Origin of the sequence: Streptomyces montanisoli, assembly GCF_017813245.1 — a bacterium.
Taxonomy (GTDB): domain Bacteria; phylum Actinomycetota; class Actinomycetes; order Streptomycetales; family Streptomycetaceae; genus Streptomyces; species Streptomyces montanisoli.
In genome coordinates this window covers 1-23,904 of record NZ_JAGIQL010000108.1, presented here as the reverse complement: position 1 = coordinate 23,904, position 23,904 = coordinate 1, and the positions used below count along the sequence as shown (strand labels likewise).

Here is a 23,904-nt window from a genome sequence, read left to right as displayed (position 1 = left end):
ACCCCCCCCCCCCCCGCCCCCCCCCTCCTCCCCCCCCCCCCCCCCCCCCCCGTCCCATATTACAAAGCAAAGGACGGAAAACGAAAAAAAACGATGATAGAAATCCAGACGAGAGATCATCGAATCAGCGCACAGAAAGCCGGGCAACAAGAAGGCAGGGGGCGGCCGCCCGGGCAAGAACGACGCCCGGCACAGAAAGCGCGGCCGGGGCACGCACCAGCTCGGCGAGGTCCCGCAGACGCCGGACGGCACCCGCGCCTGGCCGCCGCGGGGACGGGCGGGTCACCGACCGACCACGGGACGGGCGGGTCACCGGCCGCTCCCGGAAACGGCGGGTCACCGGCCGCCCCCGAGACCGGCGGCGAAGGCGCGCAGCGTCTCGTACTGGGCCATCACCGCGTGCTCGTCCGTGCCGACCGGGTCCTTGAAGAAGAAGCCCAACTCGCCCAGTGGGCCGGACACTCCACGCTCATGAGCGCGCGCGGTCAGCCGGGCGAGGTCCATCACCAGCGGAGCGGCCAGCGCCGAGTCGCAGCCGACCCAGGTGAACTGGAGGTTCATCCGCACGCCGAGGAACCCGTCGAACGCCACGTGGTCCCACGCGGTCTTCCAGTCGCCGAGCGAGGGCACGTAGTCGATGTGGACCTCACCCTCCACGGGGTGCCCCAGCGTCCTGCCCAGCACGTGCTGCTTGGAGACCTCCTTGCTGGCGCTCGCGGCCGGGTCCGCGAGCGTCTCACCGTCGCCGCCGCCCAGCAGGTTGGTGCCCGACCAGGCCCTCACCCGCAGGCCGCGGGCCGCGAACATCGGCCCCAGGGTGGCCTTGAGCAGTGTCTCGCCGGTCTTGCCGTCGTTGCCCGCGTACGGCACGCCGGCCTCCTCGGCCAGCTTGTGCAGCGCGGGGATCCGCATGCCGGCGGACGGTGTGAAGTCGACGTGCGCGCACCCGGCCGTGATCGCGGCCAGCGCGTACAGCGAACTGGGCGGCAGCACGTCCTCACCGGCGGCGAGGGCCGCGCGCAGGGCCCCGGCCGAGTCGTGCGCGGGGTGCGGCGCGAGTACCGGTTCCGTCGACGACACGTTGACGACGACTACGCGCGCGAGGCCGTGCCGCTCGCGGAAGGCAACGATGTCATCGCGTATCGCCGCGACGGCGTCCCCCTGGCTCGTGGTGCCGTCAGGGAGCGGAGCCTGGCGTATCTCGGCGTCCGCGGCGGCCAGGTCGTCCTGGATTCCGGCGGGCAGCCCGTGCGGCAGCACGCCGGCCTCGACGAGCTGCTCGGCCCGCTTCGGCAGCGGCGTGCAGGCCACGTCGTGGCCGCCGAAGACCAGGTCGGACAGGGCAGGCAGACCGGCGTCCGGGAAACCCGGCTGCTCGGTGACACACCCCGCCGTCCCGGCAAGACCCGCACGCAGGGCCGCGGTGCCGGCGACGACCGTGGTGGCCACCGATCCGCGCGCCCCCACCAACCAGACGCCCGTACGACTGCGCTGACCTGGCATATCGTCACCTCCATCGGGCCGGGGCGCGCTCGCGCCCCGGCCGTCTCGTTCGTCGCCGTCGATATCGCTGACCCGTGTGACCGTGTGACCCGTGTGACCCGTGTGTGGTCCGGGTCAGCCGGTGTGTTCCGTGTCGCAGTTGAACTTCGCCGCACCGGCCGTCATCTCGATGCCGCCGAGGATGTGCGAGAGGAACAGCGGGTCGGTGTAGCTCTCCTTGGTGTGGCCCATGCCCGTGTAGAAGGCGCGGCCCCCGTCGTACGGGTGGCACCAGGCGATCGGGTGGTCCGCGCCCATGGAGCCGCCGTTGTAGCCGACCGGGTCGTACGTCCGCTCGTCCAGCGTGGCCAGGACCCGCACGTTCTCGCGCGGGTTGGAGCGGTAGTTGTACCACTCGTCGGTGCGCTTCCAGCGGTTCGGCAGGTCCCTCGTGGCCGCGGTGCCCTTGCCCACGACGTTGACCGTGGCCTGCTGGGGCGTCGGGTGGTCCTTGAAGTACGCACCGACCAGGCCGCCGTACCAGGACCAGGTGTAGCCGGAGTCGGCGGCGGCGTGGATGCCGACGTAGCCGCCGCCGTGCTCGATGTAGCGCTGGAAGGCGTCCTTCTCGGCCTGCTGGTCCAGCGGGTCGCCCGTGGTGGAAAGGAACACGACCGACTGGTACTTCGCCAGGTCGGTGTCGTTGAACACCGTGGCGTCCTCGGTCGTGTCGACGTGGAAGCCGTGTTCCTGGCCGAGCTTCTGGATGGCGGCGACGCCGTCGGGGATGGAGTCGTGCCGGAATCCGGTGGTCTTCGAGAACACCAGCACGTCGTACGCCGGTGTGTCCGCGTGTGCGGTGGCGGTGGTGGCCGCCAGCGGCAGGGCCAGAGCGGCCGCCGACAGCAGCGCGACGATACCGTTGCGGGACATCATCAACCTTTCGTGACCTGGTTCCTGGTTCCTGGTGAGGTGTGCGCGGCTCAGCTGAAGGCCCCGGGCAGGTACTGGTCGACGTTCTCCTTGGTGACGGTCGCCGAGTACAGGGTCAGCGAGGACGGCAGGTCCTGCCCGACGAGGTCGCCGATGGCCTTGTGCTGGGCTATCAGCCGGGCGAGCTTGATGGCCGAAGCGGACATGTTCGACGGGTAGACGACCGTGGCCTTGATCACGGAGTTGTCCGCCTTGATCTCCTGCATCACGTGCTTGGATCCCGCGCCGCCGACCATGAAGAACTCGCTGCGGCCCGCCTGCTTGATGGCCGCCTCCACACCGATTCCCTGGTCGTCGTCGTGGTTCCACACCGCGTCGAGGTGGGAGCGTGCCTGCAGCACGTTGCTCATCACCTGCTGTCCCGAGTCCGCGGTGAAGTCGGCGGCCTGCCGGATCCCGACGGTGAAGCCGTACTTCGCCAGGCCTTTCTTGAGTCCGGCGCTGCGCTGCTTGGTGAGTTCCAGGTTGTCGATGCCGGCGATCTCGCCGATCACGGGCTTGGCGACGCCCTTCGCCTTGAGGGTCTTGCCGATGTACAGGCCGGCGTTGAGGCCCATGCCGAAGTTGTCGCCGCCGATCCACGTCCGGTACGCGAGTGGCGTGTCGAAGACGCGGTCGACGTTGACGACGGGGATGCCCGCGTCCATCGCCTGCTGGGCCACGGCGGTCAGCGCCTTGCCGTCGAAGGGCAGGATGACCAGGATGTCGACCTTCTTGCCGATCAGCGTCTGGACCTGGCTGATCTGGGCGTTGACGTCGTTGGTGCCCTCGACGACCTCCAGGTGCACGTCCGAGTACTGCTTGGCCTGAGCCGAGGCGTTCTTGGAGATGGCGGCCATCCAGCCGTGGTCGGCCGCGGGGGCCGAGAAGCCGATGGTCACCTGCTTGCCCGGCTTGTCGTTGTCGGTGCCGGCCTTCGCCGCCGCGTTCAGGTTGCCCGGCGAGTCGTCGGGGGTCTTGTTGCTCGTGCAGCCTGCCACCAGGGCTCCGCCGCCGAGTGCTGCACCGCTGAACAGGAGGCTTCTGCGGTCGAGGCCGCCGCGTCCGCGCTTGTTCATCTCGCTTGTCCTTCCAGTCACGGGGTCTATGGGGTGGCGCCTTTTCGGCCGCGTCGCTGGATCAGCACGGCGGCGACGATGATCAGGCCCTTGGCGATCTGCTGGATGTCGGTCGTCAGGTTGTTCAGGACGAAGATGTTGGTGATCGTGGTGAACACCAGGACACCCAGGATCGAGCCGACGAGCGAGCCGCGGCCGCCGGTCAGCAGCGTGCCGCCGATGATCACCGCGGCGATCGAGTCCAGCTCGTACAGGTTGCCGAGGTTGCTGGCGCCCGAGGTGGTACGGGCGGTCAGCATGACCGCGGCGATGCCGCAGCACAGGCCGGACAGGACGTACAGCAGCATGGTGTGGCGCCGCACGCCGAGGCCGGCGAGGCGCGCGGCCTCCTGGTTGCCGCCGATGGCGAACGTCCTGCGGCCGAAGGTGGTGCGGTTGAGCAGCACCCACCCGGCGGCCACGGCGACCGCCAGGATGTAGACCAGCAGCGGGATGCCCAGGAACCTGGTCGAGGCGATCGAGTTGAACGACTGGACCGTGACGACCTGCGACTGCCGGTCGGAGATACGTTCCGCCAGCCCGCGCGCGCTCGCCATCATGGCGATCGTCGTGATGAACGCGACGATGCGGCCGTAGGCGATGATCACGCCGTTGACGAGGCCGACGACGGCGCCCACCACCAGCGCGCAGAGGATCATCCCGCCGAGCCCGTAGGACTGGGTGGCCACCGTGGTGCACCACACGGACGCGAGCGCCACGATCGCGCCGACGGACAGGTCGATGCCGCCGCCGATGATGACGAAGGACTGGCCGATCGTGATGACACCGATGACGGCCGCGCTGCTGAGGATGACCAGGGCGTTCTGGCTGGTCGCGAAGTTGTCCGAGGTCAGCGCGCCGACGACGCAGAGCAGGACGAGCACCGCGAACAGGCCGAGGTTGCGCACCCTGCCCATGTGGCCGAGGAACGCGGGCCCGCCCGGCTTGCCGGGTGACGAGCCGGTCCTCCGGGCGGATCCGGGTGCGGATTCCTTGCCGGTCGCGGGCAGCGGACCGCTCCCGTCGGGGGGACTGGTCTGCTGGCTCATGCGGAGCTCCCTTCCATCACGAGGTCGAGCACGATCGATTCGTCGAGGTCGCGCGCCGCGGCCTCGGTGACCACCCGCCCCTCGCGCAGGACGAGTACGCGGTCGGCGAGGCCCAGGACCTCGGGCACCTCGCTGGAGACGAGGAGCACGCCGACGCCGGAGTCCGCGAGGCGCCGGATCAGCGCGTACAGCTCGGCCCGCGCCCCGACGTCCACGCCGCGCGTCGGCTCGTCGAGCAGCAGGAGCCGGCAGTCGGTGAGCAGCCAGCGGGCCACGACGGCCTTCTGCTGGTTGCCGCCGGAGAGCGTGCGCACCGGCCGGGTCGGGTCGGGTGGCCTCAGGTCGAGCGCGCGGACGGCTTCCGCCGTGGCGTTCAGTTCGGTGCGCGAGTCCATGAACCCGGCGTGGGCGAATCGCCGCAGCGACGACATGGACACGTTGTGGGCGATGGAGGAGTGCAGGAACAGCGCCTGGCTCTTGCGTTCCTCCGGTGCGAGGCCGACGCCCGCCCTGACGGCGGCGGCGATGGAGCCGGGCCGCAGGGCGGTTCCGGCCACGCTGACGCGCCCCGAGGACGGGCGCCGTGCGCCGTAGACCGTTTCGAGGACCTCCGAGCGTCCCGAGCCGACCAGGCCGGCGAGCCCGACGATCTCGCCGGCCCTGACCGTGAGGGAGACGTCCTCGAACTTCCCGGGAAGGGTGAGGTGTTCGACGTCCAGGAGCACAGGACGCTCCTCGGGTCCTTCGCCGGCATCGCGCCGCGGCGGGAAGACGGACTCGACGGTGCGCCCGGTCATCAGCGCGACCAGCTCGGAGGTGGGCGTGGTGCGCGCGGGCAGCCCCCTGGCGACGGTGCGGCCGTCCTTGAGGACGGTGACGCGGTCGCCGATGCGGCGGATCTCCTCCATGCGGTGGGAGATGTAGACGACGGCGACGCCCGCGGCGGTGAGGTCGGCGATGATCCGGAAGAGGTTGTCCACCTCGTCGTGGGCGAGTACCGCGGAGGGTTCGTCCATGATGATGAGTCTGGCCTCGTGGGAGAGCGCGCGCGCCATGGACACGAGCTGCTTGCCCGCGGCGGACAGCTCGCCCACCTCGCGGGTCGCGGGGATCTCCGGATGGCCGAGCCGGCGCAGCAGTTGGCGCGCGGCGTCGTGCATCCGCGAGCGCCGGGTGAAGCCCATGCGCGCCTGCTCGTGGCCCAGGTAGATGTTCTCCGCCACCGACAGGCCGTCGGCCAGGTCGAGTTCCTGGTAGATGGTGGCGATGCCGTGCCGCATGGCGGCGGTCGGGCTCGTCAGGGCCACCGGCTCGCCCTCCCAGGCGATGTGTCCCTCGTCGGTCTTGTGGGCGCCCGCGAGGACCTTGATGAGGGTCGACTTGCCGGCGCCGTTCTGGCCCAGCAGGCAGTGCACCTCTCCGGCGACCACGTCGAGGTCGACGCCGTCGAGGGCCCGGACGCCGGGGAACTCCTTCACGACGCCTTGCATCTCGAGCAGCGGGGCACTCATGGGTCTCCCTGTGTGATGCGGTGTCCGCGGGCCCTGTGCGGGCACCATGACGGTTCGTCGACTTGTCGATCTCGCTGATCAGATGGTTCCTCGCGGACGTCGGCCTCCGGGGTTCCGGTCGGGTATTTCCGATGCGTTCGTGCGTCCGTGCGTGCTTGACGGAAGAGGCCGCTCGCGGCCGCCTGTCGAGCTGAGAGGAAGGTAGTATTCGCAGCGTTGTTTGAAAAGGGTTCGCGAACCGTCCTCGGCCTTCGTGGCCGGAAGCGGCAACTCCTGTAACGGTTCGCGGCAATCGGTTTCGGCGCACACCACGGTCGCACCCCGCCCGTACGCTGTCGACCTGCGAACTCTGTCTTCAGACGTACGGGCGGCGGTGGCCCCGCCGGCCAAGGGACTTCGGTCGGGAATGGTTGGCGAAACCCGTATCGGGGCAGGGTGGTATTGTGTTCCGCCCACCCCGGCCGGCGAATAGGAATTGTGCGGCGAGCGGATACTCGCGAGTAGTTCGACCGGGTGGTTCGGCGAAGTCCCGGAAACTTTTCTTTCTTGAAGTCCTCCTGTTTCAGGGAGCGACCGTGACGGGGGTGTCGGTCCTGGACGGCGGCTGCGGGCCGCCTGGAGCAACGCCCGTGTGGACGACGGGCGTCCAGGCGCTGCCGTTCGCGGCGCTGTCCTCCACCGCGGCCAGCACGCGCTGCACCCGCAGGCCGTCCGCGAAGGACGGCTCGGGGTCGCGGTCCTCGCCGATGGCGTGGATCAGGTCGCGCATCTGGTGCACGAAGGTGTGGTCGTAGCCGAGTCCGTGGCCCGGTGGCCACCACCCTTCGAGGTAGGGGTGGTCGGGCTCGGTGACGAGGATGCGTCGGAAGCCCGCCGTCGCGGCCGGCTCCGTGTGGTCGTGGAACTCCAGCTCGTTCATGCGTTCCATGTCGAAGGCGAGGCTGCCCTGGTCGCCGTTGATCTCGATGCGCAGCGCGTTCTTCCGCCCCGATGCCACCCGGGTGGCCTCGAAGGAGGCGACCGCGCCGCCGGGGAACCTGCCGAGGAACAGCGCCGCGTCGTCCACCGTCACGGGCCCGCGTGCTGCCGCCCCGTCGGCGGCGGCCGCGAGCCCCGCCGAGGCGGCGGGCAGCGGGCGTTCGCGGACGAACGTCTCCGTGAGGGCGGCGACCCCCGACAGCGGCTCGCCGACGAGGAACTGGGCCAGGTCGACGATGTGGGCGCCCAGGTCACCGAGCGCACCGGAACCGGCGTGCTCGCGCTTCAGCCGCCATACCAGGGGGAATTCCGGATCGACGATCCAGTCCTGGAGGTACTGGGTGCGTACGTGCCGCAGTGTGCCGAGGCGGCCCTCGGTGATCAGCCGGCGGGCGAACGCGAGCGCCGGTGCGCGCCGGTAGCTGAACCCCACCATCGAGCGCACACCGCGGCGCGCGGCCGCGGTCGCGGCGGCCGCCATGGCCTCCGCCTCCTCGACGGTGTTGGCGAGCGGCTTCTCGCACAACACGTGCTTGCCGGCCTCAAGCGCCGCGATGGCGATCTCGGCGTGGCTCGAACCGGGTGTGCAGATGTCCACGAGCGCCACGTCGGGTCGCGCGATCAGCGCGCGCCAGTCGGTCTCGGTCGCGGCCCAGCCCAGGCGCCCTGCCGCTTGCTGAAGTGCTGCCTGCTCGCGGCCCCCGAGGGCGGCCATGACCGGGCGCATGGGCAGGTCGAAGGCGGAGGCGACGGAGCGCCAGGCATGCGAGTGCGCCTGGCCCATGAAGGCGTATCCGACCATGCCCACCCCGATCTCGGGCGAGCTGTGCTGACTGTCCATAGGCGCTCCTGGTCTTGTGGGCGCGGGTGACGGACGCGGGAACGCGTCCGTTCGCGGGGGGAACGGGAGCCGGCCGCGCGCGGGGGCGTCAGGCCGGTGAGAAGACGTGGTCGCTGATGAGACGGGTGGCGCCGACGACGCCGGCGATCTGGCCGAGCTCGCCGAGGACGATCGGCAGGTTGCCGGTCGCCAGCGGCAGGGACTGCCGGTAGACCTGGGTGCGGATGGAGGCGAGGAGCGTGTGGCCGAGGCCGGTGAGGCCGCCTCCGATGACCACGAGGCCGGGGTTGAAGAAGCTGACGAGGCCCGCGATGACCTGGCCGGTGCGGGTGCCGCCGGCGCGGATCATCTCGAGGGCCGCCGTGTCACCCGCACCGGCGGCCGCGGCCACGTCCTGCGGGATCAGCCGCCCGGCCGCTTCGAGCCGCGCGGCCAGCTCGGCGGAACGGCCCGACTCGGCGAGCGCGGTCGCGTCGCGCACCAGGGCGTGTCCGCCGAAGTGTGCTTCCAGGCAGCCGACGTTGCCGCAGGCACACTGCGGGCCGTTGGGGTCGACCTGGATGTGCCCGATGTCGCCCGCGCTGCCGGTGACACCACGGTGCACCGCGCCGCCGACGACGATGCCGCAGCCGATGCCGGTGCCGACCTTGACGCACAGGAAGTCGCGCGCGGAGCGTGCGACACCGGCCTGTTGCTCGCCGAGCGCCATCAGGTTTACGTCGTTGTCGACGAGGACGGGGCAGCCGAGCTCCTGGCTCAGCGCCTCGCGGACGGGGAACCCGTCCCACCCCGGCATGATGGGCGGTGCGACCGGGACGCCTTCGGGAAACCTGACGGGGCCGGGCAGCCCGATGCCGGCGCCGTCGAAGTGCTCGGCGAGGCCGGACTCGCGCAACTTGGCTGCCAGGGCGAGCACCCGCTCGAACACGGCGACCGGGCCCTCGCGCACGTCGAGCGGCTCGGACAGGTGGCCGAGCACCTCGAGCTCCGCGTTGGTGACGGCGGCGTCCACCGAGGTGGCGCCGATGTCCACGCCGAGGAAGCGCAGTGACGGGGCGATCCGCACGTTGTGCGAGCGGCGGCCGCCGCGGGAGGCGGCGAGGCCGTCCTGGACGACGAGGCCCGTCTCCAGCAGCCGGTCGATCTCGACCGCGAGCTTGGAGCGCGACAGTTCGACATGGTCGCCCAGGGCGACGCGGGACTGCGGACCGAGGTCGCGCAGCAGGCGCAGCAGGCTGGCCTGGTGGACATTGGCCGGTCGAGCCGTCATTCGCCTCACGCCGCCCTCCCGTCGTGGAAAAACGCGTGCACGCCCGGCAGTTCGGGGGTGCCACTTTCAAAAGGACCGTACCATCGCGGTGTCGAACACGAAAGAAGTTGTGCGGCCACCGGTTGAACTTTTATCTCGCAGTGGACAAAGGCAGGTCGAAGCCCCCGCCTGCCGACTGCCGCGGTTCGCGCGGGCGGGGACCCGCGGCCCCCGCCCGCACCTCACCTCAGCTCACCTCAGCTCGGCTCACCGCTCCGCGTGAGCCGCGGCCGGCTTGCCGACGTCGGAGCGTCCGGCGGCCTTCTTGATCTGAGCCGCTTCCCGCTGGTCGATGACGCCCTCGTGCCGCAGCTGCTTGACGAGCTTGCCGACCCCCGAGACGAAGGCGCCGTGGCTGTCCCAGGCACGGTGGTCCTCGATCAGCTCGTTGATCGTGCAGCCGTTCGCGGTCACACGGTTGGGGACGCCCGTGTCGACCGTGCCGGTGAACACCGTGGAACGGTCGTCCGACTCGGGGCAGTTGGTGGGCGGCTTGCTGTCGACGACGGTCAGGGACAGCGACTTGGCCTCTGAGGTGTTGCCGGCCTTGTCGGTGGCCCGGTACAGGACGGTGTGGTCTCCCGTCCTGTTGACCACCACCGGCGCCGAGTACGCCAGGTAGGGGCCGCCGTCGAGCGAGTACTCGATGCCGGCCACGCCCGAGTCGGCGTCCGAGGCGGTCACCGTCACCGTCGCGCTGCCGACGTAGTCGCCCGAGTCGTCCTTGGTGCCGGACACGGAGGCCGAGGTGTCGGGCGCCGTCGTGTCCTGCGGCGGTGCGGCGGCCACGGTGAACGAGACGGACTTGGCCGCCGAGGTGTTCCCGGCCTTGTCCGTCGCCCGGTAGGAGAGCGAGTGGTCGCCCGTGTCGCTGACGAGTACGGGCGCGGTGTAGTCCGCGTAGGCCCCGCCGTCGAGCGAGTACTCGATGGTGGCGATTCCCGACTCCGTGTCGGACGCGGTCACGGTCACCGTCGCGTCGGCGACGTAGTCGCCATTGGCGTCCTTGGTGCCTGAGACGGTGGCGGAGGTGTCGGGGGCGGTGGTGTCCTCGGGCGGTGCGGCGACGACCACGGTGAACGAGACGGTCTTCGCGCCCGAGGTGTTGCCGGCCTTGTCGGTGGCCCGGTAGGAGAGCGAGTGGTCGCCCGCGGTGGTCACCTGGACGGGGTCGGTGTAGGGGGAGAAGGCTCCGCCGTCGAGCGCGTACTCCACCTTCGCGACGCCCGAGTCGGCGTCCGATGCGGTCACGGTCACCGTCGCGCTGTCGACGTAGTCGCCGTTGGCATCCTTGGTGCCGGAGACGGTGGCGGAGGTGTCAGGGGCGGTCGTGTCCTCGGGCGGTGCGGCGACCACGGTGAAGGAGGCCGTCTTGACCGCCGAGGTGTTGCCGGCCTTGTCGGTGGCCCGGTAGGAGACCGTGTGGTCGCCCGCGGTGGTCACCTGGACGGGGTCGGTGTAGGGCGAGAAGGCGCCGCCGTCGAGCGCGTACTCCACCTTCGCGACGCCCGAGTCGGCGTCCGATGCGGTCACGGTCACCGTCGCGCCGCCGACGTAGTCACCGTTGGCGTCCTTCGTGCCGGACACCGAGGCCGACGTGTCGGGTGCCGTCGTGTCGTCGTTGCCGGGCGCCGCCGTGACGGTCAGCTCGCCCGACATGATGTGTCCTGGCATCGTGCAGTAGTAGCGGTAGACACCGGGCGTCAGGGTGACCTCGGCCGTGTGCCTGCCCCCGCTGGAGTCCGACGGGCTCGCCTGGATGTTCAGGCTGACGTCGTTGTTGTAGTCGGGGTTCGAGGTGTCGAACGTCAGCGTGTGCGGCAGCCCGGTCGTGTTGCCGGTCGCCGCGCTGTTCTCGAACACGATCGTCGCCGGCCCCGCCACCGCGGTGGTGGGGGTGGACATGTACCCCAGGTAGTTGTCTCCCGCCGTCCAGGTGAGCACCTGTTCGGGCGCAGCCGTCGCCGCCGCGGCGCTGCCGCGGCTGACCGCCGCGTACGCGGCGGGTGCGGCCAGCGAGAACGCCGTGAGCAGGACGGCCACCAGTGCCACCAGCACCGGATGCCTGCTGAACGTGTGCCGTCGCGCCGAGCTCGATGGGGGCGGATCCGTCTGGGCATGGAGCAGTCTTCTGAACACCGCTGCACCTTTCGCGAATCGCTTGTTGCGGTACCGCGTACGGATCCGCGGTTCCGCCGGGTGGATGACCAGCCGCCGGGCCGGGTGGGTGCCGCGCGGATTTCACGCGTGGCAACGTTCGGAAGCTAGCTCCCTTTTGATGGTTCGCCAAGGTCTATGCCCGCAATCCGACGAACTTTGACCTGGGTCTGGAAAAACTCGGGCGGCGCCGTTACGGTGAGGCCGTTCCTGGGTGCGGTCCGTCACCCTGACCGCGGACCCACCCGTTCCACGCTCCGCCGGCCCCGCGGGGCCGAACGCCCGGCACGCCAATGCCAACCGCCGCGTACGGAAGCTGTGTTGCCCGAAGCGGCGCACCTCATGACCACGAAACGCCCGCAGGCGCCCGCGCCTGTCGCGGATTGGAGAGCGATGACGGACTCAGGCGCAGACGACGCTCCACGCCCCATCTCCCGGCGATCGTTCGCCATCGGGGCCGCCGCCGCGGCCGCCGTCCCCACCCTGTTCGGCGGCACCGCGGCGGCCGACCCCACGGGAAACGGAAACGGAAACGGGAACGGCAACGGCAAGAACGGCAAGGGCGGTCAGGTACGCGACCTGACGCTGTACATGGAGAAGTTGCCGAACGGGGAGATGGGCTACGGCCTGGAGCCCGGCAAGGCGACGATCCCCGGCCCGCTCATCGAGCTGACCGAGGGCGACACCATGAACATCGAGGTGGTCAACAACCTCGACGTGGCCGCCAGCCTGCACGTGCACGGCCTGGACTACGACGTCGCGAGCGACGGCACCCTGATGAACGACAGCGTCGTCGAGCCGGGCGCCAGACGCACCTACGTCTGGCACACCCACACCCCCGGCAAGAGCCACGACGGCACATGGCGGCCCGGCAGCGCCGGCTACTGGCACTACCACGACCACAACGTCGGTACCAGGCACGGCACCCAGGGGATCAAGCAGGGCCTCTACGGCCCCGTCGTGGTGCGGCGCAAGGGCGACGTACTGCCCGACAAGCAGTTCACGGTCGTGTTCAACAACATGACGATCAACAACAGGATCGCCCCCGACACCCCCACCTTCAAGGCCGTGCGCGGCGAGCGGGTGGAGTTCATCATGATCACCCACGGCGACTTCTTCCACACCTTCCACGTGCACGGCCACCGCTGGGTGGACAACCGCACGGGAATTTTGCAAGGCCCCCAGGACGTCAGCCGCGTCATCGACACGAAGACGACAGGGCCCGCCGACTCCTTCGGGTTCCAGGTGATCGCGGGCGAAGGGGTCGGCGCCGGCATGTGGATGTACCACTGCCACGTCCAGAGCCACGCGGACATGGGGATGTACGGCACGTTCCTGGTGACCGAGGCCGACGGAACCGTCCCCGGCGGCACGCACGGCATGTGACGGGCGCGGCCCGCGAGAGCCCCCCGTCCCCTCACTCCACCCCCCGCTCCACCCCCTGACCACTGCTGAGTTGTCGGATCGAGTCAAGGAGCAAGAATGGGCCGAAGAGACCGGTACGCGCTGTATCGACGGAGCGGAGCACCACCGTCGCCGCACGCGCGCACCCACCGCAACGCACGGTCATGGCGCCGTGCGGTCGTCCTGCTGTCCAGCTCCGCGCTGGCGCTGGGACTTGCCGCGCTGCCGACCATGCAGGCACAGGCGCAGCCCAGGACAGCGAAGGCCGAGGACGCGGGCGCCGCCGCCGCGTCCTCGGTGAAGGTCCTGGTCTTCCACGGTCCTGCCGCCAAGCAGGACGACCCGGTGAAGGCCGCCGCCTCGGCGGTCGAGGAACTCGGGCAGAAGAACGGCTTCTCCGTGGACGAGTCGGACGACCCGTCCGTCTTCACCGCCGACAGCCTGGCCAAGTACCGCGGCGTCGTCTTCCTGTCCGCCAACGGCGTGTCCCTCACCTCCGACGAGGAGTCCGCGTTCCAGGCGTACGTCAAGGGCGGCGGCGGCTTCGTCGGCGTCCACGACGCCGCGCGCGCGGACGCCGACTCCAGCTGGTTCACCGGCCTGATCGGCACGCGCCCGGCCGCCAGCCTCCCCGCGTCCGAGAAGGTCGCGGAGGTCACGGCGAGCGACGACAACCCGCCGAGCGAGACCAAGGACAAGCTGTTCGACGGCAGCAACTCCACCAAGTGGCTGGCCCACGGCAAGACCGGCTGGGTCACGGCGAAGATGGACCATGCCGTCGCCGTGTCCCAGTACGCGCTGACGTCTGCCAACGACTACCCGGGCCGCGACCCCAAGGACTTCAACCTCCAGGGCTCGCAGGACGGCAAGTCCTGGAAGACGCTGGACACCGAGACCGGCCAGAGCTTCCCCGACCGGTTCCAGACCAAGCAGTACAAGTTCACCAACACGACGGCCTACCAGTACTACCGGCTGAACGTCACGGACAACTCGGGTGAGCCGCTGATCCAACTGGCCGAGCTGCGGCTGTTCGGAGCCGACCCGGCGCCCGCGCCCGAGACGAAGGTGCAGAAGGCGGTCGTGGACGTCACCGACCGGCAGCACCCGGCGAACAAGGGCCTGCCGCTCAAGTGGACCCGGTCGGACCAGTGGATGAACTGGGACCCGAACCCGAACGGCAAGGTGCAGACCGTCGCCCAGGTGGAGGAGAACTCCTACGACCCGGGCCCGGCGGGCAACGGTCCGTTCCACCCGATCTCCTGGTGCCGTGACTACGACGGCGGCCGGTCCTTCTACACCGGCATGGGCCGCACCGAGGACAGCTACACCTCGGACACCAAGTTCCAGAGCCACCTGCTCGGCGCCATCGAGTGGACGACCGGCATGGTGCGCGGCGACTGCCAGGCGACCATCGCCTCGAACTACTCCGTCGAACGGCTCACCGGCAAGAACCAGCCGGGGCAGCTCGACCAGATCGGCGAGCCGCACGGCCTGACGATCGCCCCCGACGGCAAGGTCTTCTACATCGGCAAGGCGGCCTGCCCGAGCGGCCCGATCACCGACTGGAGCGACCCGAAGGTGGGGCTCGGCTGCGGCACGATCCACCAGTGGGACCCCAAGACCAAGAAGGTCAAGCTGCTCACCACGCTCGACGTGATGGGCAACCGGGGCAGCGGCGACGAGCTGGTCAAGAACGAGGAGGGCCTGGTCGGCATCACGCTGGACCCCAAGTTCGAGCAGAACGGCTGGATCTACGTCTACTGGATGCCGCACGAGTCGGTCGACCGGGACAAGCAGACCGGTCAGCGCACCGTCTCGCGGCTGACGTACGACGCGAAGAAGCAGTCGATCGACCAGTCCACCCGCAAGGACCTGCTGCACTGGACCGCGCAGATCCACAGCTGCTGCCACGCCGGCGGCGGCATGACGTTCGACAACAAGGGCAACCTGTACGTCGGCGTCGGTGACAACAACTCCTCGCAGGGAGCGGGCGCCGGCTACTCCGGCAACAACTGGACGAAGGACTACAAGGGCCTGTCGTTCCAGGACGCCCGCCGCACGGCCGGCAACACCAACAACCTCAACGGCAAGATCCTGCGGATCCACCCCGAGGCCGACGGCACGTACACGATCCCCGAGGGCAACCTCTTCACCGGCAAGGAGGAGGGCGGCGGCAAGACCCGCCCGGAGATCTACGTGATGGGCGTGCGCAACATCGCCCGGATCGCCTGGGACAAGACCAACAACTGGCTGACCGCCGGCTGGGTCGGTCCCGACGCGCCGACGCCCGACCCGGAGCTCGGCCCGGCCAAGTACGAGACCGCGACCATCATCACGTCGGCCGGCAACCAGGGCTGGCCGTACTGCATGGGCAACAAGCAGCCCTACCGCGACCGGAGCAACACCGACGCGAGCGTCCTGACGGGCTGGTACGACTGCGACCACCCGAAGAACACCTCGCCGCGCAACACCGGCCTCGTCGACCTCCCGCCGATCCGGAACAACATGATCTGGTACTCGCCCCAGGGCGGCGGTGTGGTCTACCCCAAGCGCGACGACGGCAGCGGGCTGCCGACGTACGTGCAGAGCGACGAGAAGTACACCGAGCCGTACCTCAAGGGCGGCGGCCAGGCCATCATGGACGGGCCGACGTACCACCGCTCCGAGGTCGACACCGGCAGCGGCGTCGCCTGGCCCTCGTACTGGGACAACAAGTGGTTCATCGGCGACGAGTCCAACCCCAACAACCGTGTCGCGGTCACCGCGACCGCTGACCAGGCCAAGGACCACTCCCAGCCGGCCTTCGGCGAGGACCTGCGCCAGATCCTCCCCGGCGGCGTCGGCGACAACAAGGTCCAGAGCTGGATGGACGCCAAGTTCGGGCCCGACGGCGCGCTCTACCTGCTCGACTACGCCGGCGGCTTCTTCAGCCTCGACCCGAACCAGAAGCTGGTCCGCGTCGCCTACCACGGTGGCCCGGCCACGCCGAACCCGAGCGACGCGGCGGGTCGTGTCGTCAAGCAGAGCCAGCCGCGTACGGTCCAGTTCTCGGCCGCGAAGGCGGGAGGCGTCGCCTGGGAGTGGGACTTCGGTGACGGCAGCCGGCCGTCGCACGAGGCCAACCCGACGCACACGTACGCCTCGTACGGCACCTACCACGCCACCCTGAAGGTGACGTACGCCAACGGCGAGCACGCCACCGGGAAGATCGACGTGACGGCGGGCTGCACGGCGCCCGATGCCCGTTCCACGGTGCACCTGCTCGACACCGACACGGGTGTCGCCAACCACAAGGCCGGCGGCGGGTGCACGATCAACGACCTGATCGACGACGAGTCGACCTGGTCGAGCCACGGCGCGTTCGTCAGCCACCTGAGCGGCCTCGTCAACCAGTTCCGCAAGGACGGCGCACTCGACAACAAGGAAGCGGCGACGCTCAAGAAGGACGCCGCCAAGTCGCCCATCGGCAAGACCGCGGGATACCGGCCCATCTTCGACGGGTCGGCGAAGAGTCTGGCCGGCTGGAGCCAGGCGGGCGCGGGCGGCTTCTCGCTCCTGCCCGACGGCACCCTGCACAGCTCCGGCGGCATGGGCATGCTCTGGTACAGCAAGCAGCCGTTCAAGGACTACTCCATCAGGCTGCAGTTCCGGGACGCCGCTCCTGGCGACAACCGGGCCAACAGCGGTGTCTTCGTGAGGTTCCCCGACCTGCGCACGCCACTCGACCAGCGGCCCGAGGGCTGCAGCACGACGGGAGCGGCTCGCTCGGCCCCCGAGTGGGTGGCGATCTACTGCGGCAACGAGATCCAGATCTACGACGGCACCGGCAGCGAGTCCCAGAAGACGGGCTCGGTGTACAATTTCGACCCCCTCGACCTCGATCAGGCGAGGGTGACCCCGAAGGGCCAGTGGAACGACTACGAGATCCGGGTCGTCGGACAGCACTACACGATGATCCGCAACGGCGTGGTGATCAACGAGTTCGACAACACGCCCGGCAAGTCGTCGTCGCGTGCGGGTGATCCGCCCACGGACCTGCGTCAGTTCTTCAGCGGCTACGTGGGGCTGCAGAACCACAGTGACAACGACCTGATCGAGTTCCGCAACATCCGGGTGCGGGACCTGTAGCAGGAAGCGGTCGGCGCCGGGCTCGGGGCGGCAGCCCCGGGCCCGGCTCTGCGCGAGCCGGACACGGCGGAAGATTCCACGTGGAGAAGCAGCAATGCGGATCAATCGGCGCAGCCGGTCTTGACCGTGTGCAGGCAAGAGGTTACCCAAGCTACTTGAAACGTTTTTAAGCGCTGGACGACCCCGCGGTCGATCACGGGTCCAGGCCTCCGAATGGTGGCCTTCCCCGCGTTCCCGGCCGGCCGCACACGGCGAAGGAGGACTGAAGTGCCCGCACTCGGCTACCAGACGGACCGGCGGCCCCTACCCGAGGACGAATACCTGCACGGCGACGAGGTGCGCCTGCTGTCGCTGCTGGCGACCGGCCTGCCGGTCGAGTCCGTCGCCCGGCGGCTCAACGTCTGCCCCCGCACGGTGCGGCGGCGCTGCCGCGGCGTGTGCGACAAGATCGGCGTCAGCAGCGTCATCGAGGCCGTCGCCTGGGCGGCCCGGCGCAGACTGATCTGACGCGCGCGGGCACGACGCGGCCCCGGCCGGCGCGGGTGAACGCGCCGGCCGGGGCCGGGGGCGGGACGGGTCAGGACAGCAGGTCCGCGAGCGCGGTGTAGCTGTGCTGAGCCGCACCGAGCGAGCCGGGCGGGTCGGGCTGGGTGCCGGGGGCGTTGTCCTGCTCCCAGATGCCGTGGTGGTTGCCGAACGGTCCGATCGCGTGGATGAAGCGCTGGTAGCGCATGTCGCCGGCGCCGAATTCGGTCATGTCGTAACCGTCGGCCGCGTTCGGGTCGGACGTGCCGTCCTTCATGTGGAACAGCGTGTAGCGGTAGGGGTGCTTGCGGACGTACGCGGCCGGATCGAAGCCCGGGTAGCGGAACTGGCCGACGAAGGCCCAGTACACGTCCATCTCCAGGTAGACGTTGCGCGCGTCGGTGTTGTTCAGGAAGACGTCGTAGAGGCGCACCTCCGGCTGGTCGGAGGCGAAGGCCCACTCGGCCCAGTGGTTGTGCTGGTAGAGCTTGAGCCCGCGCGCCGTGGCGGCCTCGCCCCAGCCGTTGAACTCCTCGGCGGCCGCCTTGTAGCCGGCGACCGTGGGGGTGTCGGAAGGGGCGTTCGGGGTGCCGATGTTCGGCATCCCGAGGATCTCGGCGTTGTCCAGCTCCTGCTGCAGGTTGCTGCGGAAGGCGCCGATGCCGATGTGGCTGCCGATGGCGCGCAGCCCGTTGTCGTCGAGCAGTGTGCGGATCTCCGGCACGGTGATCTGCCGGCCGAGTATGGAGGTGTCCTGCGTGTAGCCGGCGAACTCGACCTCCTTGTACCCCATCCGCGACAGCTCCTCGAAGACGACGCGGAAGCCGAGTTGGCTCACCTTGTCGCGGACGCTGTAGAGCTGGATGCCGATGGCGTCCTTGGGGATGGTCAGGCAGGCGCCGCGCGAACGGGCGTCCGTTGCGGGCGTCTGGGCCGCTGCCGCGGGCACGGCGCCCGCGAAGGTGGCCGCGCCGATGGCCACGGTGCCTGCGGCTGCCGCGCGCAGGAAACCTCTGCGATCGAAGTCATGGGCGAACTGACCCATCTTCACTCCTCACTGGTGGAGCACTGGGCCGCGGTGGACCGCGGCGGGCCGTGATGGGGGAGGCGTCCTCGACGCCCTCACCCCGGTGTCGGGCCTCCGGCGGACGAACTGCGGACGAACTAATGCCTGAGGCCGTCGATAGTTCACCACGCACCACCGTGACTTTTCACCGTACGAGCAAAAGATATGGCCACTTGAGGCCATGAAACGCGGCTACCGGGCAGTACCTGGTTGACAGTCCATGGTCAGGGCGCAACGCTCGTGACACTTCATCAAGGGCCGGGCCCCTCTCGGAGCCCCCACTTCCCACCCCCTCACTCCGGAACGCGCGACCACACCACACCGCACGGTGCGCCGGCATGCGCCCGCCCGGGCGTCCGGTCCCGGCCCGCCATCTGCTCCCGCTGTTCCGCGCGACGCGACCGCTCGCGCGATGTCCATCACAGCGCCCCAAGAGAGGCAGGAAGTACGTGCGTACACCAGTGAGACGGCTGTTCACCGCCACGTTGAGCGCCATGCTCGGCGTGGGGGTCGCGGTGGCCGGATCGTCGTCAGCGCAGGCGCACTCCCAGGCACCCGGCCCGTCGGCCGCTGCCGCGCCGAGCGCCGCGACGTCCGACTTCCAGCAGGTCACCCTCGCCAAGGGCCCTGACCAGGTGGGCGAGCCCATGGGGCTCGCGGTGCTGCCCGACGGCAGCGCACTGCACAGCTCGCGCGACGGCACGATCTACCACACGACCCTCGACGGTCTCACCGACGTGGCGGCGAAGCTGTCGGTGTACACCCACGACGAGGACGGGCTGCAGACCATCGTGCTCGACCCGCACTTCGCCAAGAACCACTGGGTCTACGCCTACTACGCGCCCCGGCTCGACACCCCGATGTCCGACGCGCCGGAGAACGGCACCGCCGCCGACTTCGCGCCGTACAAGGGCTACAACCAGATATCCCGCTTCACCTACGGCGACGGCAAGCTCGACCTGTCGAGCGAGAAGAAGATCCTTCAGGTCGACACCGACCGCGGGCAGTGCTGCCACGTCGCGGGCGACATGCACTTCGACGGCCACGGCAACCTGCTGCTGAGCACCGGCGACGACTCCAACCCGTTCGAGTCCGACGGCTACGCCCCCATCGACCGGCGGCCGGGCCGCAACCCCGTCTTCGACAACGAGCGTTCCACGGCCAACACCAACGACCTGCGGGGCAAGCTGCTGCGGATCAAGGTGCACAACAACGGCACCTACACGATCCCGAAGGGCAACCTGTTCCCCAAGGGCACACCGAAGACCCGCCCCGAGATCTACGCGATGGGCTTCCGCAACCCCTTCCGCTTCCACGTCGACAAGAAGACGGACGTCGTCTACCTGGCCGACTACGGCCCGGACGCCGGCAGCGCGGATCCCAAGCGCGGTCCAGAGAACACCGTCGAGTACAACCGCATCAGCAAGCCCGGCTACTTCGGCTGGCCGTACTGCATAGGCGACAACACACCGTACGTGCGGTACGACTTCGCCACGGGCAAGTCGGGGGAGCCGTTCGACTGCGCGCACCCGGTGAACGACGCGCCGCTGAACACCGGCCTGAAGAACCTGCCGCCCGCCCAGCCGGCCTGGATCTGGAACCACTACGCCGGCAACCCCCTCTTCCCCGAACTCGGCGGCCAGGGCGCGCCGATGGGCGGCCCGGTCTACCACTACGACGCCGGCCTGAAGTCCGCGGCCAAGTTCCCCGAGAGCTTTGACGGGAAGTTCTTCGCCTACGAGTTCGGCGCCCACTGGATCAAGCCGATCGCGTCCGACGGCAGCGGGAAGATCCAGTCGATCGACACGCTGACCGACGGCAACGACTGGGCCCACCTGGTGGAGCCCATCGACACCGAGTTCGGGCCCGACGGCTCGCTGTACGTGCTCGACTACGGCAGCGCCTGGTTCGGCGGCTCGCTCGACGCCGGGCTCTACAAGATCGAGTACGCGCCGGGCAACAAGGCGCCGACCGCCGCCATCAAGACGGACGTCACCTCGGGCACGACACCGCTGACCGTCAAGTTCGACGGCACGGGATCGACCGACCCGGAGAACGACCAGCTCACCTACGCGTGGGACTTCGACAACGACGGCACGACCGACTCCACGAGCGCCACCCCGTCGTTCACCTACGCCGCCGACGGCCAGTACCACGCCAAGCTGACGGTGTCCGACCCGAGCGGCAGAACGGGTGTCGCCGCCGTCCTGGTCACGGTGGGCAACTCCGCGCCCATCTTGTCGTTCTCCCAGCCCCCCAACGGGCTGACGTTCAAGGACGGCGACCAGGTCGCCTGGAAGATCGACGCGACCGACCCGGACGGCACCCCGGTGGACTGCTCCAAGGTCCAGGTCAGCTACTCGCTCGGCCACGACATGCACTCCCACAACCTCTCCCAGGCCACGGGGTGCAGCGGCACGTTCACGATGACGACGGCGGGCCACACCGACGCCGACGACTTCTACGGCATCTTCTCCGCGAGCTACACCGACACGTCCCCGACCGCCGGGGTCCCCGCCCTGACCGGCACGACCCAGATCGTGCTGCAGCCCAAGGGCAGGCAGGCGGAGTTCTTCCGCTCGCAGTCCGGCGTCGAGACAGCCTCGGGCAACGGCGCGCAGGGCACGGCGGTCACGTCGATCAGCGACGGTGACTGGATCGAGTTCGACCCGTACGACCTCCAGGGAGTCAGCAAGATCGACTTCCGGGCGGCGTCGAGCGGCGCGGGCGGCACCATCGAGGTCCACACCGACGCGCCCGACGGCCCCCTGGCCGGCACGGCGACGGTCGGTGACACCGGGGGCGCCTACCAGAGCGTCAGCGCACCGGTGACCGACCCGGGCGGCACGCACAAGCTGTACTTCGTCTTCAAGGGAGGCAGCGGCGACCTGTTCGACCTGGACGCGTTCACGATGAGCTGACGCGCCCGCGACACCCCGCAGTCCCGCCCCGGCCGTCACCGACGGCCGGGGCGGGACTGCCGCATTCCGCGGGACTGCCGCATTCCGCCGGGCCGCCGCTCCCGCCTCAGACGCGGCAAGGGGTCGGCGCGGTCCTGAGCACGACACGATGCTCCGCTACCCGGTAGGCAGGAGCCGTGACGGCCGAGGGCGACAGCCGGGAGAGGAGGTATGGGCTGACCAAGGGAGACGTCTCAGCCTGACGTGTCGTTCCGGTGCCCCCGGCAGGACTCGAACCTGCGGCCAAGCGCTTAGAAGGCGCCTGCTCTATCCACTGAGCTACGGGGGCCGGGTGGTGCTGGCGCCGGTCCTGGGACCGGCCGGGACAAGGATAGGGGTCCGATCACCCTGGCCCGTTTGCTTCACCTCCATGGCATGTTGTGGAGGTTCGGTGAAGCGAACCGATACTCGCAGGCGAGTTCCGATCCCGCAGCGGTTTTTTCCCTCTGCGCGCCGGGTGTTGTGCACTCGTTATGCCTGCGCCCCACTCGTCCCATCTGTCCGGTCGGATCTTCCGAACGGTACCCAGTCGGATCTTATCGGCGCGCAGAAGTGGCTATACGCTTCAAAAAGCGCACCAAATTGGGCATTCTTCGCATGTGGTGACCTTGGATGTACGGCCTGAGCTGATCGACGCACTCTCCGCGCTGCGCGACCGTGTCGCTGCCGTGCGTCTTCCGCTGCCCCTGCCGGGCGCTCCCCGCGCGCGGCAGAGCCGGGGGGAGTTGCTGGCGCAACTGGACGACTACCTGCTGCCCCGCCTCAGGGACCCCGACGCGCCGCTGCTCGCCGTGGTCGGCGGGTCGACCGGCGGCGGCAAGTCCACGCTCGTCAATTCGCTGGTGGGGCGTCAGGTCACCGAGGCCGGCGTGCTGCGGCCCACCACGCGCACGCCCGTACTGGTCTGCCATCCGGAGGACCACCACTGGTTCGCGGGCACGCGCGTCCTGCCCGGGTTCACCCGCGTGTGGCTGCCCCAGGACCGCGAGCAGATCCCCGCGCCGTCCCGCGGGACCGACGGCCGCGGCGTGCTCGTCGTCGAGACCGAGGTGGCGCTGCCACGCGGGCTCGCCCTCCTGGACGCGCCGGACGTCGACTCGCTCGTCGTGGAGAACCGGCTGCTGGCGGCCGAGTTGATCTGCGCGGCGGACGTCTGGGTGATGGTCACCACCGCGTCCAGGTACGCCGACGCCATCCCCTGGCACATGCTGCGCGCCGCCAAGGAGTACGACGCGACCCTCGTGACGGTGCTCGACCGGGTGCCGCACCAGATGGTCGACGAGGTCTCCCGGCAGTACGGCGCCCTGCTCAAACGCGCCGGTCTCGGCGAGGTGCCGCGGTTCACCATCCCCGAGCTGCCGGAATCGACGGCGGGCGGCAGCGGGCTGCTGCCCACCACGGCCGTCGCCCCGCTGCTCGGCTGGCTCGCGCACCGCGCGTACGACCCGGCGGCCCGCCAGCAGACGGTCGTCCGCACGGCGAGCGGCGTCGTCCGCTCGCTCGGCGCGCGCATGTCGGAACTGGCCGCCGCCGTCGCCTGCCAGCACGCGGCGTCCGGGCGCCTGATGAACGCCGTGGACGAGGCGTACGCGGCCGAGAACGACCGCCTGCGCCGGCGGCTGCAGAAGGGCGCCGTGCTCGCCGGAGACGCCCGTACGCGCTGGCGCGGCTACCCGCGCCACAGTTCGGCGCGTGAGCTGCTCGACTCGCTGGAGGAGAGCCTCGGCGCGCTGCTCCAGTGCGCCGTGGCCGCCGCCGACGAGCGGGTGGCGCAGGTGTGGGAGGGGGAGCCCGCGGCGCGCGCCCTGACCGCACCCGGCAAGGACGCCGAGACGCCGGAGCGTGTCGGGATGCGCGTACGGCGCTGGCGCCGCGAGCTCGACGAGCTCGCGGAGGAGGAGGTGCGCGAACTCGACCGCAACGCCGCCCCCGAGTCGGAGACCGTCTCGGCGCTGCTCGCCGCCTCGCTCCTGGGCGGGCGGCGCACCCGCACGGCGGGCGAGCGGCTCGCGGAGCTGCTAGGCGCGCAGGGCGCGCTGCGGCTGCGCGACGCGGGGGCCGAGCTGCTGGCCGCGTACATCGACCGTGTGCTGCACGGGGAGCGCGACCGGCGGCTCGCGCCGCTCGAAGCGCTGGGCGTCGCGCCCGAGCCGCAGGCGGAGCTGATCGCCGCGCTGTCCGTACTGCAGAAGGAAACGAGGTGATCCCCGTGAGTGATGTGGTGGATGTGGCGGGTGCGGGCGCCGGAAGGCGTACGGGTACGGACGCGGCCGCCGGCCCGGAGACGTCGGCAGCCCCCGAGAAGGCCGCCGGCGGCGCCGGCGGGGCCTCCCTCACCGCGCCTGGAGGCCCCGGGCGCGCCGGGTCCCCGTCCGGCGGGGGCGGCCGGGCCCGCGCTGACCGC

At 70.1% G+C, this 23,904-nt stretch carries 14 protein-coding genes, 1 tRNA gene and 3 pseudogenes; 8 read left to right on the top strand and 10 right to left on the bottom strand.

The annotated features are described in order from the left end of the window. Positions 1 to 336: 336 nt before the first annotated feature. The 8 genes from JFN87_RS22850 to JFN87_RS22815 all read right to left on the bottom strand — a co-directional run bounded on the left by JFN87_RS22850 (position 337) and on the right by JFN87_RS22815 (position 11,318). Positions 337 to 1,503 (bottom strand): inositol-3-phosphate synthase, encoded by a 1,167-nt coding sequence (locus JFN87_RS22850; RefSeq protein WP_209342785.1) that lies wholly within the window; start codon positions 1,501 to 1,503, stop codon positions 337 to 339. Positions 1,504 to 1,617: 114 nt separating this feature from the next. Then, entirely contained in the window at positions 1,618 to 2,415 is a 798-nt protein-coding gene (locus JFN87_RS22845; protein ID WP_209342782.1) for a ThuA domain-containing protein, read from the bottom strand. 50 nt (positions 2,416 to 2,465) lie between these two features. Then, positions 2,466 to 3,533, bottom strand: coding sequence for a substrate-binding domain-containing protein (locus tag JFN87_RS22840; RefSeq protein ID WP_209342780.1), 1,068 nt, complete (start codon positions 3,531 to 3,533; stop codon positions 2,466 to 2,468). Between the two features lie 26 nt (positions 3,534 to 3,559). Further along, complete coding sequence (locus tag JFN87_RS22835; protein WP_209342779.1) at positions 3,560 to 4,621, bottom strand: ABC transporter permease; 1,062 nt, start codon at positions 4,619 to 4,621, stop codon at positions 3,560 to 3,562. Continuing rightward, positions 4,618 to 6,132, bottom strand: a complete 1,515-nt coding sequence (locus JFN87_RS22830; protein ID WP_245180945.1) for a sugar ABC transporter ATP-binding protein — start codon at positions 6,130 to 6,132, stop codon at positions 4,618 to 4,620. The genes JFN87_RS22835 and JFN87_RS22830 overlap by 4 nt, the downstream gene beginning before the upstream one ends. Positions 6,133 to 6,694: 562 nt before the next feature. Further along, complete coding sequence (locus tag JFN87_RS22825) at positions 6,695 to 7,951, bottom strand: Gfo/Idh/MocA family protein (RefSeq protein WP_209342778.1); 1,257 nt, start codon at positions 7,949 to 7,951, stop codon at positions 6,695 to 6,697. 88 nt (positions 7,952 to 8,039) lie between these two features. Beyond that, complete coding sequence (locus tag JFN87_RS22820) at positions 8,040 to 9,221, bottom strand: ROK family transcriptional regulator (RefSeq protein ID WP_209342776.1); 1,182 nt, start codon at positions 9,219 to 9,221, stop codon at positions 8,040 to 8,042. Positions 9,222 to 9,467: 246 nt separating this feature from the next. Continuing rightward, positions 9,468 to 11,318, bottom strand: a complete 1,851-nt coding sequence (locus tag JFN87_RS22815) for an OmpL47-type beta-barrel domain-containing protein (protein WP_372449271.1) — start codon at positions 11,316 to 11,318, stop codon at positions 9,468 to 9,470. A 492-nt stretch (positions 11,319 to 11,810) separates the two neighbouring features. On the opposite strand from JFN87_RS22815, the gene JFN87_RS22810 reads away from it, so the two are divergent. The 5 genes and pseudogenes from JFN87_RS22810 (at position 11,811) to JFN87_RS33780 (ending at position 17,456) form a co-directional block, all read left to right on the top strand. Next, positions 11,811 to 12,803 carry a multicopper oxidase domain-containing protein gene (locus JFN87_RS22810; protein WP_209342774.1) on the top strand — a complete coding sequence of 331 codons (993 nt, stop codon included), beginning with the start codon at positions 11,811 to 11,813 and terminating at the stop codon, positions 12,801 to 12,803. 96 nt (positions 12,804 to 12,899) lie between these two features. Then, positions 12,900 to 13,847: pseudogene (locus tag JFN87_RS34585) on the top strand (ThuA domain-containing protein); the annotation flags it as partial. After that, positions 13,848 to 16,016 (top strand): annotated as a pseudogene (locus JFN87_RS22805) (ThuA domain-containing protein); the annotation flags it as partial. After that, positions 15,993 to 16,949 (top strand): 3-keto-disaccharide hydrolase, encoded by a 957-nt coding sequence (locus tag JFN87_RS33785; RefSeq protein ID WP_504739786.1) that lies wholly within the window; start codon positions 15,993 to 15,995, stop codon positions 16,947 to 16,949. The pseudogene JFN87_RS22805 and the gene JFN87_RS33785, both read left to right, overlap by 24 nt. 267 nt (positions 16,950 to 17,216) lie before the next feature. Then, entirely contained in the window at positions 17,217 to 17,456 is a 240-nt protein-coding gene (locus tag JFN87_RS33780) for a helix-turn-helix domain-containing protein (protein ID WP_307865561.1), read from the top strand. Positions 17,457 to 17,526: 70 nt separating this feature from the next. On the opposite strand, the gene JFN87_RS22795 is transcribed toward JFN87_RS33780, so the two are convergent. Next, positions 17,527 to 18,519, bottom strand: a complete 993-nt coding sequence (locus tag JFN87_RS22795) for a sugar phosphate isomerase/epimerase family protein (protein WP_209342770.1) — start codon at positions 18,517 to 18,519, stop codon at positions 17,527 to 17,529. Positions 18,520 to 18,989: 470 nt separating this feature from the next. Here JFN87_RS22795 and JFN87_RS22790 point away from each other — a divergent pair, with 470 nt between their 5' ends. Further along, a complete protein-coding gene (locus tag JFN87_RS22790) occupies positions 18,990 to 21,461 on the top strand; it encodes a PQQ-dependent sugar dehydrogenase (protein WP_307865560.1) in 2,472 nt (823 codons plus the stop codon). Positions 21,462 to 21,716: 255 nt separating this feature from the next. Here the strand turns inward: JFN87_RS22790 and JFN87_RS22785 are convergent. Next, positions 21,717 to 21,789: transfer RNA gene (locus tag JFN87_RS22785), tRNA-Arg, on the bottom strand. Positions 21,790 to 22,108: 319 nt separating this feature from the next. On the opposite strand from JFN87_RS22785, the gene JFN87_RS22780 reads away from it, so the two are divergent. Continuing rightward, positions 22,109 to 23,704, top strand: coding sequence for a dynamin family protein (locus JFN87_RS22780; protein WP_209342788.1), 1,596 nt, complete (start codon positions 22,109 to 22,111; stop codon positions 23,702 to 23,704). 5 nt (positions 23,705 to 23,709) lie between these two features. Continuing rightward, a pseudogene (locus JFN87_RS22775) lies at positions 23,710 to 23,904 on the top strand (alpha/beta fold hydrolase); the annotation flags it as partial.